This is a genomic window from bacterium, assembly GCA_040755795.1.
Taxonomy (GTDB): domain Bacteria; phylum UBA9089; class CG2-30-40-21; order CG2-30-40-21; family SBAY01; genus JBFLXS01.
In genome coordinates this window covers 1-14277 of the sequence record JBFLXS010000010.1, presented here as the reverse complement: position 1 = coordinate 14277, position 14277 = coordinate 1, and the positions used below count along the sequence as shown (strand labels likewise).

The window sequence follows — 14277 nt, the reverse complement described above, 5'->3', positions numbered from 1 at the left end:
AGAGGGAATATAGCAGTTATTAGTCAAAATTTTACTCAGAGTGGATAAGGAAAAAATCCCAAATTCCAAGCACCAAATCTCAAATAAGCACCAAATTCCAAGTCCTAAATACCAAACTATGGGGGGTAATGTTTTGAATTTTGGTCATTCGAATTTGTTTGGAATTTGGAATTTGTGATTTGGAATTTCATAGCCATATCTATGTTAAATTTCGATTAATAAGTGCTATAATTCGTGTCCATTTGTGACTAATTTCTCTAATTCTCTGTGAACTCTGTGCCTCTGTGGCTGAACGGTTACCTAAAAAGGAGGGGATAAAATTTATGCTAAAAAATATTTATAAAGAAGCAGAAGAGAAAATGACAAAGGTTGTGGAGGCAACAAAAAATGAATTTGCCACAATCCGAACAGGTAAAGCCTCACCTTCTCTTGTTGAACATATTCGGGTAGAATGCTATGGTAGTCAGATGCCCATTCATCAACTTGCCACTATCTCTGTCCCAGAACCACGACTCCTTCTTATTTCCCCCTGGGATAAATCTGTTACGGAGTCTATTTGTAAGGCAATTATTAAGTCCGATTTAAGCCTTATGCCAAATACTGATGGAAATGTAATTAGAATCTCCATCCCTTCATTGACCCAGGAACGAAGAAAAGAGTTAGACCGAGTGATTAAGAAAAAAGCAGAAGAAGGAAGAATTGGAATACGCAATATCAGACACAAGATTAATTCCCAGATCAAAGAAAAGGAAAAGGATAAAGAAATATCCGAAGATGAATCAAGACATGGCCATGATGAAATCCAAAAAATAACCGATAGATTCATAGAGAAAATAGACCAATTGCTGGCGAGTAAAGAAAAGGAGATTTTAGAAGGATAATGTCCATCCCCAAAGATGAATTTCAGTTATTGTCTCTCATAGATAAAGATAAATTACCAGGACATATTGCGATTATTATGGATGGAAATGGAAGATGGGCAAAAGGGAAAAAATTGCCGCGAGTTGCTGGCCACCGTGCGGGAATGAAAACGGTTAAAAGGATTGTTAAGTTATGCGGTGAATTAGGAATTAAGGTTTTGACTCTTTATGCTTTTTCGACAGAAAATTGGACCAGACCTCAAAAAGAGGTTAATACCTTAATGAATCTTTTGCGAGAATATTTACGCAAAGAGACTGGTGAATTAAACCGAGATAATGTTAAATTGAATTTCATTGGGAGAATCGAGCAGTTATCAGACTTGATAATTAAAGATTTAAAATGGGCAACGGAGAAAACGGCTCATAACACCGGTTTAATATTAAATATTGCCCTGAATTATAGTGGTCGGGCAGATATTATTGATGCTATTAAAAAATTAACTGCAGATATTGAAAACAAAAAATGCAGTTCAGAAGACATCAATGAACCATTGTTTGAAAAATATCTCTCTACAGCAAATTTACCAGAACCAGATTTACTTATTCGAACAAGTGGCGAGATGAGAATTAGCAACTTTTTATTGTGGCAAATTGCATATACCGAAATTTATATTACCCCTGCTTACTGGCCTGATTTTTCAAGAAAACATTTTCTGTCTGCCATTGTCGATTACCAAAAAAGAGAAAGAAGATTTGGTGGGATATTGGAGATGAAAAAGTGAGTTCTACATTTAAAAGAATAATTACTTCAGTTATATTTGTTCCGATATTAATTTATTGTATCTTCTCAAAAAATACCCTTTTCTTATTATTAATAATCTGCCTCGTCATATTTTTAGGACTAATGGAATTTTATTCCTTATCCTCAAAAGTCCAGATAAAACCATTTAAAATTATTGGTGTAATCATTAGCCTTCTTTTTGCCTTAGTTGCCCATTTTATCCCATCACAATTTTATTTACTAACCTCTATTTTAATCTCCCCATTATTAATCGGTTATCTATTAACCTTTTTTATCAAAAGGTATTTTTTAGAAATCGGGGTAACATTAGCCGGTGTGCTCTATATTAGTTATTTACTCAATCATATTCTTTTATTAAAACACTTGCAAAATGGTAGTTTCTACATCGTGTTATTATTCTTAATCACCTGGTTAACCGATACTTTTGCCTTTGGCATCGGATTGAAGTTTGGCAAACACAAATTAATCCCACAGATTAGCCCCAAAAAATCCGTAGAAGGAACTGTGGCTGGATTAATAGGTGGAATTTTGACTTCTATCATTGTTAGTTTAATCACAGGATATATCTCAATAATTCAGGCAATAATTATTGGATTGTTATTAAGCTTTTGCGGGCAAGTAGGAGATTTGTTAGAATCTAAGATAAAACGGTTGACCGGGGTTAAAGACTCAGCAACCTGGATACCCGGGCATGGTGGGGTATTAGATGTTTTTGATAGTGTGATTTTTAACGCACCAATAATTTATTATTATTTCCTTTTTTTTCCTTTAACGTAACTAAAATAGACTTAATTGAACTATTTCTTCTTTTTCTTCTTCTAATGGTATATCTATTTCACCATAAACGCCATCATAGCCGGGTAGGATATTCACCTTTTTTTCTCGCACATTTAGTATGCCTCTAAGAATTTCTTTAGATACAAATTGACTTAGTTCTTCTTTAGAAAGATAGAGAAGAATATCAAATTCCGTATGTCGGGATTGTGTGAGTTTCAAATACTCATTTTCTACTGCGGCTGTGCCAACGCCTTTTTTAGTCACCTTACTTATTATTTCTTCTAATGGAATAAGGTGTTTACACGGGATATGATTTTCCGGGACGAATCCTTCGGGTCTATCAGCTAATTTTTCAACACGATTGACGACACCAACCGTTATTTTTTTACCACAGGAAGGGCAGATACCATTATGTGCCTTCGTTTGGGCAGGTGTAAATCTAAGATTACACAACCTGTGTCCATCATAATGATACTTTCCTTCTTCCGGGAAGAACTCAATGGTGAACAGAAATTTATTTCTATCCTTTCTTTTCAGAACATCAATTATTTCTTTGTAATTTATCTCACAATCAAAGGCATTTGCCTCTCGACCTATTTTAGCCGGAGAGTGGCTATCAGAATTAGAGATAAGTGTATATTGGTCTAATTCGGATAATCGCCAATTCATTGGTGGGTCAGATGAAAGGCCGGTCTCTAAGGCATAGATATTCCGTGTTTCTTCTTCAAAACATTCTTCTACCGAGTCAAATCCAGAATTAGAGCCAAATACAGAAAACCAGGGAGTCCAGGCATGTGCTGGAACAACAAAGCAATCTGGGTCAATATCAAGGATTATTTTAACTAAATTTTTTGCATCTAAGGAAAGCATTGGTCTGCCATCAGCACTTAAATCACCATATTTTTCAAGATGGCTGTTTATTTTTTCAACGCTCTCAAAAGATGGGGCAAAGATAATATTATGAACCTTCTTCCCTTTACCTTTCCGATTAAATAGATTAGACACCTCCGCGGTGAGCATAAAAAAAGTATCCTCATACTTAAATAACCCATAACTAACTGGTTCTAATACCTTTTTTAATTCATATAGCCAGACAGGGTGTGTCCAATCACCAGTGCCCATTAAGGCTATCCCTTTTCGTCTGGCATATTTACTTAAAGTCGGTATCTCCATTTGTGGGCTTGTGGCGCGTGAATATTTAGAATGGATATGAAAATCAGCTATAAATTTCATATTTTAGTTCCCTCCTTAATCAACTCCTCCGCAATCTGGACGGCATTTAGTGCCGCACCTTTGCGGATGTTATCAGCAACTATCCATAAGTCTAATCCGTGTTCAACAGAGGTATCTTTTCTTATCCGACCAACATAGACCGGGTCTTTATGTGCGGCATTGATGACTAATGGATATTCATGATTGGCAGGGTTGTCTATGACTTCAACGCCTGGGGAGTGTCGTAATACTTCTCTTGCCTGCTCAGGGGTTATCTCTTTTTCAAACTCTACATTTACTGCCTCTGAATGCGAGATAAATACCGGAACTCTGGCCGTCGTAGCCGTAACTCTAATCCTCTCATCGCCCATAATCTTTCTTGTTTCATTTACCATTTTCATCTCCTCTTCCGTATATCCCGTATCCAAAAATTTGCCTATTTCAGGGATAACATTAAACAAGATTTGATGTGGATAGACATCTATCGGTAATTCATCTCCTGATACATACGCCTTTGTTTGTAATAGTAACTCTTGCATAGCCTTAGCACCAGTCCCTCCTACAGATTGATAGGTAGCAACTACTATTCGTTTAATTTTAGCCAGGTCGTGAAGTGGTTTTAAGACCACCACCATCTGAATAGTCGAGCAATTAGGATTAGCGATAATACCTTTATGCCAGGCAATATCTTGAGGATTGACCTCTGGCACAACCAATGGGACATCCTTATCCATCCGAAAGGCACTACTATTGTCGATGACGACTGCACCTGATTTGACCGCATAAGGTGCAAAATCCTTACTTCGTGAGGCACCTGCAGAAAACAAGGCAATCTCAATCCCCTTAAATGAATCCTGAGTCAGTTCAAAAACCGGTATTGGTTGATTTTTAAACTCTAATTTTTTCCCTACCGAGCGTGATGATGCAAATAATTTTAACTCTGCAACCGGAAAATCTCTTTGCTCAAGAACCTTTATCATTTCTGTCCCCACGGCGCCCGTCGCACCCACAACCGCAACTTTATATCCGTTCATATTTCTATACCTCCTTCTTTTTGGTAATTGGTAACTGGTGAATGGTAATTAGTTACCAGTTACCATTTAACCGATTACTTACTTTATAATTTCGTGAAGCCCTATTTGTTTATCCATCTTTGCCAAAAATTCCCTGGCATAAATATCATCTGGCTTAATCTTTAATAAATGATTAAATGCCTTTTTTGCCTCATCAATCTTTCCTTGCTGGATATAAATATTACCTAAAATTCTACAGATATTTACATTTTCTGGCATAAGGTGAAGAATTATGATACATTCTTTAGCCGCCTCATCCAGATTATTCTCTTTAAGATAAAATTCAACTAATCGTTCTCTCATCCTGCTAGTTCGCCCTCCAGATTCTCTGGTTAATACCTCCTTAATATCAGATCTAATATCACCTTTACCAATATTGGCATAGAGACGCATCAAGTTCTCAATAGACATAGAATAATCAGGCTTTAACCAGAATGCTTGTTTAAATTCTTTAATTGCCTCATCATATTTTCCGAGTCTTTGATAGCCTAAAGCAAGGGTATTATGTGGGTCAGGGTTATAGGGGTCTATCTCTATTGCCCTTTTGAAATACTTCACCGCCTCATTTAATTCCTTGCCTTCCAGATAATATCCTGCCCCTAAAATAGAATTCCCCACACCATCCTCAGGATTAAATTTGACTAACTTTTTAGATTGCTCAATAGTCTTTTTAATCCAGGTCTCATCCCCTGTAGTTTGTGCCCGATTAAGGTAAATAGAACACACCTCCCGATGGTACTGTGTTTCATAAGGGTTATATTTTAGTGCCCGCTCAAACCGGTATTGAGTTTCTTTCTCATATTGAGGCATAGTTTGAAGTAAAGTTCCTTGTTCATAATTAAAATCAGCAATACAGGGTCGGACGACTAATAAAATCCACAACCCAATTCCTATTCCCAATGTGGTCAAAACAATAAGCCATCGAAATTCTTTGATTAGCGGAGATAAGACGAACGACTTCTGCTTTCCACTAAATACCATACCTAAAGCCATAATTGTCCAGAAAAGATAAGAAGATGAGATACCTGTTGGGCTAAATTGATTTTGGATAAGATAAGAAAACCAGCTGGCTAATAATCCCGTAATAAAGAATTTTTCTACCCCCTCATAAGACCAATAGTTTTTTAAAGAAATAACCAGGAAAGCAATCAGCATCCAGAGGTAGATGATTAATCCAATTGTTCCTCTGGAAACCCACACATCTAATAGTTCATTATGGGCACTGGCTGCGGTGGCATAAGCCCCTTCTGCCATTGCAGATTCTATGGGTTTATACCGGGAATGAACAAGTCCGATGGTATCTAATCCCACACCTAAAACAGGATGCTCACGAACGATGTTTAATGCCCCTTGCCAGAGGTAGATTCGAGGGGTTCGATAAGCGATAGAGGTTGCGGTGAAAGTGCCAACTTCAAAAGGTGAAGCAACCTTTGGCACCGGAGGTTTAAGCATACTTGTGAACCTACCAATTATGGCAATCTCTGGATTTATATTGGAAAACACTAAATAACCAACAAACATCAGTCCAAATATTCCAAGTTGTTTTCTCCGGATAACTATTCTCTTAGCTAATAAAATTCCTATTAGTCCAATTCCACCCAGCATACCAAGAAAAGGCGCCCGACTACCAGAAAAAACAAACCCATACAAAATTATACCAATACATATTCCATATATCCACCAGGGTATTTCTACGATGGGCTTGTGTTGTTGGGCAGGTTTTAAAATCATTTTTTTCTTTTTCTTTGATGATGGAATTTGCTTAGTTTTTCGCCTGGTAATAATCTCTTTGGAGAGAAATAAACATACCGCTATTCCTAAAACCATAACGATATGATTCCCAAAACCAATTGGATTGCCCAGACTTGATGAGACTCGACCGCCCATAAATAATTCCCATTTTACCGGGTCAAGACCATAATGTTGAATAATACCATAACCTGCCACCAATACCCCACTAAGAATAATAACATCCATCATCCAGGGCATTAATTCTTTATTTATAAAATTAACCACGCCATAGAATAAAAAGATGTAGGTAATGGTTATGAGTAATCCTTCATGATGACCATAAAAACCAATCAGGCTAATGATGGGATGAATAGAGAAAATAGTCGCCAGGATACTTACTAACAAAAAGGCAAGTATTGGAATATCAAGTGGAGTTCTGACAAAGTTAAATTCTCTTGTCCAGACAATTTTGGTTATCCAGGTAATGGCTATAATTAACGAGAGTGTCCACATAAAGGCTATTTTTTGTAAATCAAGGCTATTAACATTTAACCCAAAATACAGCGGTATCCCAAATACCATGAGCATTAGACAACCAACAATAATTCTATCACAATAGAGAACAATTCTTGAGATTTGCTTCATCTCCTAACTCCTTAATAATTGGTTTATTATAAGATTCCAATGTTTGCAAATAGGAATAGATAATAGTCCTGAAGTGGTAAAAAATATCTTCAATTCTTTCGATACCTTCCTGCATTTGTTTCCACTCCAATTGAAAACCATATCCATGAAATACTACATGTCTAAATTTACGGAATGGGATAAGAGCAGTTGCGAAGCTTGAATCGAACAAACACGGCAATGGTATCTTGGGTGATTCGCAGAAGTAATTGAACAAATCTACATGCCAGGTAGTACCCGTTGGCAATGGAACTTCATAAAACTTGCAGATTCGTTTCAATATATTTTCAATACCAGTATAACATTGTGCCAGAAAAGTAGCTGCGGCAGTTTTTTCCCGCACAGTTGGATTCCTCTTTGATACATCTTGTCGTAAAGACAATAATTCCTTAATAGTTGCTTCTACCAATTCCATTTCAATTTCTATTTCCTCCCTAATATCTGATAAATTCACAATAGACTCCTCCCTTTAGTTTCAATGTATCGGGTAAATCGTGTTCCTGGCTTCAAAGGAATAATATCAACTGATAGATGCAATTCCTGTTCGAGAATACCTCCAAACTCAAATAATTTCCAGCCGTCAATTCCATCACATGCCAGATCAATATCTCTTGCCTGTCCAGATTCTTCCAGAACACTTCCAAAAAGAATCAATTTTTTAGCACCATATTTTTTTGCTATGGCTATAGTTTTCTCAATTTGTTCTTTCGTGATTCCCATATTTTTCTCCACATCAGCATCGATCACCAGAGAATAGATTACTGTCCTCTGATTATTGCCAGCATTTCTCTGGCATAGTTATTTTGTAAATCAACCTTTAAAACAGATTCAAATTCGTCTTTGGCTTCTCCAAACCTTTGTTGATTGATATAGATAGTGCCTAAGTTATTACGGGCAAAGATATTTTTTGCATCTAACGAGATTGCCTTTTTAAAATGAGTTTCTGCCTCTTTATATCTTTTTTGGTCAAAGTAAATCTTGCCCAGTTTGGCATAAGGGTCTGGATTTTGCGGATTATATTCAATCGCCTTTTTCAATAAGTCTATTGCCTTATTTGTCTGACCTTTCACATGGTATAGTTCACCTAAAATTCGGAGATAATTCGGGTCATCGGGGAAAAGTTGGGAGGCTTGCTCCATTTCTTTTATCGCTTCATCATATCTTTCCTGACGAACATAAATTGCGGCGATATTATTGTATGGGTCAGCAAATAGAGGTTTACATTTAAGTGCCTTTTTAGAAGCCTCAATTGATTTCTCGGCGTATGTTGGGTCTCCCCGAACATATTTCTCTCCATAAACCGCACTTAAAAGATTGTAATAATATGCGTGAAGAGGATTACATCTGACTGCCTCTTCCCCTTTAGCCATAAGTCTATCTAACCAGCCTATATCTTGAGTTTGTTTAAATTTCATATCATAGGCATTTAAAACCTCACCATAATAAAATTCTTCCAACGGATTATATCCTAATGCACGGTCATAACTGGCAATCGCCTGGTCAATATTACCCTGTGAAATCATCGCCAGGCCATTTTTATAATAAATATCAGCAATATATGGTCGTAACGATAATGAGATGAAATAATAAATTAATATCAATAAAGGGAGACAAATGATAATACGGGGAAGAATGTGCAGTTTAAAGGGCTTTGTGAATTGAGGTTTGGGTATGGCTATTGGTATTGCCATCCCTAATAATAACCAGAATAAGGAAGAAGTCGCGATAATTCCAAAACCAACCTCATTCTGAACAAGATAAGAAAGCACAGCCGATAAGACCCCGACTAATAAAATCCTGTTTTCTTCTTTAATTGAGGAATAGGTTTTATATACGACTACAAATAGTAAAATTATAATCCAGAAGTAAGCGGCTAAACCTAATAACCCACGAGTTATAGCCATATCTAACACTTCCATATGAGCCTTATCAATCAGGCAATTCCTTCCTCCTTCGGTGCGAATAAATTCAATCTTCTCATATTGAGTCGAGGCCATCCTTAAAGCATCCGGACCTACTCCTAACAAAGGATATTTTTTTATAATCTCCAATCCTGTCTTCCAGATATAGAATCTTGTTTCAGCCGTTGAGGTAAATTTTAGAGTTGGGATTGCCTTCCCTTCTTCTTTTTCTACGGCAATAGTTGAGGCAAATTTTTGAACTAAACCTGACTGCTCTTTGACAAAAAATAAGATTGTTGCCAGACACATCACACCTAAAATCACTATCGTCCTCATCTTATTTTTAAGAAATTGTTTTGCCAATAGTATTCCAAACAAAAGAATGCCGGCACCAAGTCCCAGTGCTCCTCCTCGATGTGCAAGTAAAGAAAAACATTTATAAATTAAGAGGAGACTGACTAAAGAAATCCCTAAAAAGATGATTTTCATTACTTGACTTTTCTTTTTTGAAGATACAAGGAAGAATAAAGTTAAAGGGGGAAAAAAGACCATAGCTAAATAACCCCCTAAGAAATTAGGATTGCCCATTGTCGAGATTATCCCTGACTCCCATCTGGTTAAATCAATTCCATAAGATTGCAATATCCCGCAACCAGCCACTAAAACCCCAGCAAAACTAATAACCGCAACAGTTCTTTTAAGATATTTGCGTTGTCTTAAAAAATTAACCGCAATATAGTAGATAAATATGTAATTAATGGTGCTAATTAATCCATCGTATCTTTTATATTCGCCAACCAAACTCATTAATGGATGAATACCGGTTATGGTGGCGGCGATGCTTATAATTAAAAAGGCAAGAATTGGTAAGTCAAGAGGTGTTTTTATGAATTGATATTCTTGAGCGAAAAAGGTGAGTTTTAATAACCAAAGTCCAATAATAACAAGGGTTAATATCCGCATGGCGGTTACTTTGGCTAAATCAAAACTGGTTATGTGTGGGTCAAAGATAAGTGGAATGATTAAAATCATTAAAAACACAATCCAGATTATCACTTTATCACAATATTCGCTCCCTATCTTTAAGAAATTTGAGAGATTCATTGTGTTTTTAGTATAACATACTTTTATATAGAAAGTCAATACAATAATTATCTGGGGTGTGATTCAGACACTGGACATCAGACACAAGACTATAGACTCTATTTATGCAGGAAATTAGCGACATTTGGGAAACTATCCTCAAAACTTCACTCCCTGAATTTTTGGTGGTGTCTTAATCTATCATAAAGGTTAAAATAGTGTATAGGTTCTGCAAAATAGGATTTGAGGGAGACAACAAATAAATATTAAATATTAAATATCAAATATAAATATCGAAATGCAAAATTACAAATCAAATTTCAAAAAGGACTTCAAGTATTTGTAACCGTTCACCGCAAGATGCCACAGAGACGCAGAGAAAAAAATTAAAATCTATTCACCAGAGACAGAAATTTCCTTTTTTTGTGCATTTCGGGTCTTTCGTTGTTTATTAATCTTTTAATACTTACTTTCACCTAACTGTTTTTAAACTTTTTTAAACACCGAAAAACACGAAAAAAAGATATTTTCCTTTCTGTTTCTCTGCGTCTCTGCGGTGAATTACTATCTGAACAGTTACAAGTATTTTAACGCTGAAAGGGAAGAGATAATTTTACTGAACTTTGGCAAAGATAGTTTATAGTTGATAGTTGAAGGACTATAAACTATACACTATAAACTATACACTATAAACCCTAAACTATAAACGAGTTTTGCATTTTGCTCTTTTGGAGGAAATCCCTTTTGGACACCAAATCTGCATAGATTTCACTATTAGAGTTATTTTCAGACACCATCGAAAATTCAGACAAAAGCCATTTCCATACTGGTGTTACCTGTATTTTAGAACTGTTTATTGATATTTCATCTTCCGTTGATTCAGTAAGAATCGTGCCGTTTTTTAAACCAAATTCTTTCATTGCCGCAGTTAATCCGCTAATCTCTCTTTCCTTATTATTGATATTTAGTTCAGAACATACCTGATATGCAGAAATAACTTGTTTTCCCTTTTTTATTATAAAATCACATTCTACATAGTAATTATCCCAGTAAAATATTTCAAAATCGTCTCTTATGCTTCTACGCTTCAATTCAATAGCCACAATGTTTTCCAGGAGTTTTCCTCTGTTTTCACTGAAATTAAAAATCATAGCATTAATAAAACCATTGTCCATAATATATATCTTTTTAAATGTTAATAACTGTTCCTTGATTTTATATGAAAATTTATTTAAGGTAAAAACGAGAAAACTGTTTTCCAGATACCTTATATATTCAGCCACTGTATTTGGACTTTTTACTTTTAGATTTCTGGTTAGATTACTAATAGAAATTTTAGATGTAAAATAATTTATCAGCATAACAGATAGTTTCTCCAACACTGAAGGATACTTTATCTTGTAACGAATAGTGATATCCTTGACAATTACAGAAGCCCATAAATTTCTTAAAAACTCCTTACCGAATTTATAATAATCAAAAATACTACTTTCCTTAACATATCTGTCAAAGAATGAAGTAATCTTACTTCTCTCAGTGGTAGAATATGATGATATTATCCCAACATTATTGTAATCAAGGTATTCTCTAAAACTCATCGGAAAGAGGACAAAATCACTATATCTTCCTGTCAAATGGGTTGCCATTTCTTTACTTAATAGATTTGCGTTTGAACCAGTGATAATTATTTTGTATTTATCCCTTAATCTACTAACAAAGAGTTCCCAGCCACCTACATTTTGTATTTCGTCAAATAACAGATACTCAAAATCAGGATAGAGTTCATAAAAACATTCCAGAATAAGATTAAAATCCTGGATATTAAATTCAATCAATCTTTCATCATCAAAGTTTAAATATGCATATTTTTTATTTTTCACAAGCTGGCTGGCAAAAAATGACTTACCCGCTCTTCGTAACCCGGTTATTAACAAGACATTCGGGTATCTTATATACCTTTCACATCTATCCGCACCTTCACGGGATATAACATTTGTATTCATAATTTTCTCAAGAATGTCTTTTTGTTGGTCAATAATTACATTCTTCAAGTATTCCTTGTTCATAGATGCCTCTTATAATATGTGCATTGTTATTGCGTATATTATACAATATTTATAATAGAATTGCAAATATTTTTTGCAACTGTTCAATTACTTCTTATTTTGTAATCGTCTAAATGGTCACCTTATTTTTTACTTAATTTGTAACTATTCACCACGAAGAGCACGAAGGACACGAAATGGAATTTAATGTCTTGTAATTTTGGTAGTGTCTGACAATAACTACAATTTTTTGTAACCGTTCAGGATATAGCCACAGAGAACACAGAGGGAATATATAACCCCGAATGAACACGAATAATAAAAAGATTTGTAGTGCGAGACTTTAGCCTCGCTTCTGACAAGCCAAAAGGCGAACTTAAAGGTTCGCACTACATTTATCGAATGTCACAGGTTAATTCGTATCCTTATGTGGTTAATTTCCTTAATTCTCTGTGAACTCTGTGCCTCTGGGGCTGAACGCTTACCAAAATAGTTATCTGGAGGATATGCCCGGATGTGTTCCTGTATGACATTCATCATGTTGAAACATTGGCCAGGGTAATAATTTTGAGGTATTTGTCTTTTTCTTGTTTTTCCCTTTATCTGAAGGGATATTGTATGTTCCTGGGCCAAAATCCCAACAATATACCTTTGAATCAAATGATGCCACAATTAATTCAAGCCCATCATCATCATCGATATTCCCTAATGCTGGAGTTGAAAGGATGACGCCTTCTGTCTGTAATGGGAATCCTGTCACCAATGTTCCATCTCCATTGAAGGCATATACATTTTTATCTGTGCAACCAACGATTATCTCTATTTTCCCATCTTTATCAATATCTCCCAGGATAGGAGATGCCTGGATACCTCCGGCGCAAGTTACAGGCCAACCTTGAACTAAACTCCCATCTCCATTAAAGGCATATACCTTTTTATCATCAGAACCAATTATTATCTCCAACTCTCCATCTTCATCAATATCTCCTAATGCAGGAGAAGAGGTAATCGCCCCGTCAGTTTGAACAGGCCAGCCAGAAACTAATTTTCCGTTTGTCTTAAAAGCATATACCTTTTTATCATTTGAACTTACAATTATCTCTAATTTTTTATCCTTATCTATATTTCCAAATACCGAAGAGGAAATATTCCAGAAACCGGCGAGGACAGGCCAATCAGAAAGTAATTTCCCTTTTCTATCCCAGAGGTAGGTATTTCCACTACAAGTCGTTACGGCTATTTCTAATTTACCATTTTTATCTATATCCCCTATGCTGGCACAAGACCAGGTGGTAGCATTAATCTTTGCCGGCCAACCTGGAACTATAGTTCCATCTTCATTAAAGGCATAGACAAAAATCGCCTCTCCTTCACCTATTGAGCCTATTATCACTTCTAATTTTTTGTCCTGGTCAATATCAGCTAATGCAGGCGAGGAGAAGACTCCTCCCATAACCTTTACTGGCCAACCAGGAATGGGTTTTCCAGTTTTATCCAGGGCGTAGACCTCTGCCTGTAATGTTCCAATGACTATTTCTAAATTCCCATCGTTATTAATATCTCCAATAGCCGGAGATGAGCGTAAAAGCCATGCTTGAGGAAGTTTTACAGGCCAGCCAGGCAATAAACTTCCATCTTCATTTAAGACATAGACCTTCTGATCAAAAGCCGCGGTAACCACTTCTAATTTTCCATCACCATCTATATCCCCTAAGGCAATGGCAGATTGAATCCCTCCACCCGTTTTAGTAGCAAATTGTAATGTTGGACCCAAAACTGCGGTTGTCTCTGTTCCACCTTGCTCTATCGGCTGTTGTGCCAGACTTATGGATGTGACTGATACTATCCCAATGATTAAACTAATAAAAGTTATCTTTTTTAACATTTTATTATCCTCCTTTTTTCGTAACCGTTCAGGCTATATATCAAAAGTGTAAGAAAGGGGATAAGGAGATAAGAGTGATATGGAGATAAGATAATAGACTATAGTTTCGTCATTTTTTAAATTTTGTTAAAAAAATCTCTTCTCCTGCCGATTAAAGATAATAGAAACAATAAATCTCTAAAAGGAGGAGAAGAGATGAACCTATTATATTTATCGGCAAGTTT

At 35.8% G+C, this 14277-nt stretch carries 11 protein-coding genes; 3 read left to right on the top strand and 8 right to left on the bottom strand.

The window, feature by feature from the left end; all coding sequences use genetic code 11:
• Nucleotides 1-323: 323 nt before the first annotated feature.
• The 3 genes from frr to AB1414_01565 are packed head-to-tail and all read left to right on the top strand — an operon-like array spanning nt 324 to nt 2439.
• A complete protein-coding gene (gene frr, locus AB1414_01575) occupies nt 324-881 on the top strand; it encodes a ribosome recycling factor (GenBank protein MEW6606129.1) in 558 nt (185 codons plus the stop codon).
• Nucleotides 881-1642: an isoprenyl transferase gene (locus tag AB1414_01570; protein ID MEW6606128.1), complete on the top strand. Its 762-nt coding sequence runs from the start codon at nt 881-883 to the stop codon at nt 1640-1642. Before frr ends, AB1414_01570 begins: the two co-directional genes overlap by 1 nt.
• Nucleotides 1639-2439 carry a CDP-archaeol synthase gene (locus AB1414_01565; GenBank protein ID MEW6606127.1) on the top strand — a complete coding sequence of 267 codons (801 nt, stop codon included), beginning with the start codon at nt 1639-1641 and terminating at the stop codon, nt 2437-2439. The genes AB1414_01570 and AB1414_01565 overlap by 4 nt, the downstream gene beginning before the upstream one ends.
• On the opposite strand, the gene AB1414_01560 is transcribed toward AB1414_01565, so the two are convergent.
• From AB1414_01560 to AB1414_01525, 8 genes are all read right to left on the bottom strand, one after another.
• Nucleotides 2440-3672: an endonuclease Q family protein gene (locus AB1414_01560; protein MEW6606126.1), complete on the bottom strand. Its 1233-nt coding sequence runs from the start codon at nt 3670-3672 to the stop codon at nt 2440-2442.
• Nucleotides 3669-4685, bottom strand: a complete 1017-nt coding sequence (locus AB1414_01555) for an aspartate-semialdehyde dehydrogenase (protein ID MEW6606125.1) — start codon at nt 4683-4685, stop codon at nt 3669-3671. The genes AB1414_01560 and AB1414_01555 overlap by 4 nt, the downstream gene beginning before the upstream one ends.
• Before the next feature lie 78 nt (nt 4686-4763).
• Entirely contained in the window at nt 4764-7100 is a 2337-nt protein-coding gene (locus AB1414_01550) for an O-antigen ligase family protein (protein MEW6606124.1), read from the bottom strand.
• The gene (locus AB1414_01545) at nt 7066-7593 is read right to left on the bottom strand and encodes a hypothetical protein (protein ID MEW6606123.1); all 528 of its coding nucleotides are present in this window, start codon (nt 7591-7593) and stop codon (nt 7066-7068) included. Before AB1414_01545 ends, AB1414_01550 begins: the two co-directional genes overlap by 35 nt.
• Nucleotides 7590-7859, bottom strand: a complete 270-nt coding sequence (locus AB1414_01540; GenBank protein ID MEW6606122.1) for a nucleotidyltransferase domain-containing protein — start codon at nt 7857-7859, stop codon at nt 7590-7592. The genes AB1414_01545 and AB1414_01540 overlap by 4 nt, the downstream gene beginning before the upstream one ends.
• Nucleotides 7860-7897: 38 nt before the next feature.
• Nucleotides 7898-10144, bottom strand: a complete 2247-nt coding sequence (locus AB1414_01535) for a tetratricopeptide repeat protein (protein ID MEW6606121.1) — start codon at nt 10142-10144, stop codon at nt 7898-7900.
• Between the two features lie 674 nt (nt 10145-10818).
• On the bottom strand, nt 10819-12189 hold the full coding sequence (locus AB1414_01530; GenBank protein MEW6606120.1) for an ATP-binding protein: 1371 nt from the start codon (nt 12187-12189) through the stop codon (nt 10819-10821).
• A gap of 472 nt (nt 12190-12661) precedes the next feature.
• The gene (locus tag AB1414_01525) at nt 12662-14053 is read right to left on the bottom strand and encodes an FG-GAP-like repeat-containing protein (protein ID MEW6606119.1); all 1392 of its coding nucleotides are present in this window, start codon (nt 14051-14053) and stop codon (nt 12662-12664) included.
• Between the last annotated feature and the right edge of the window lie 224 nt (nt 14054-14277).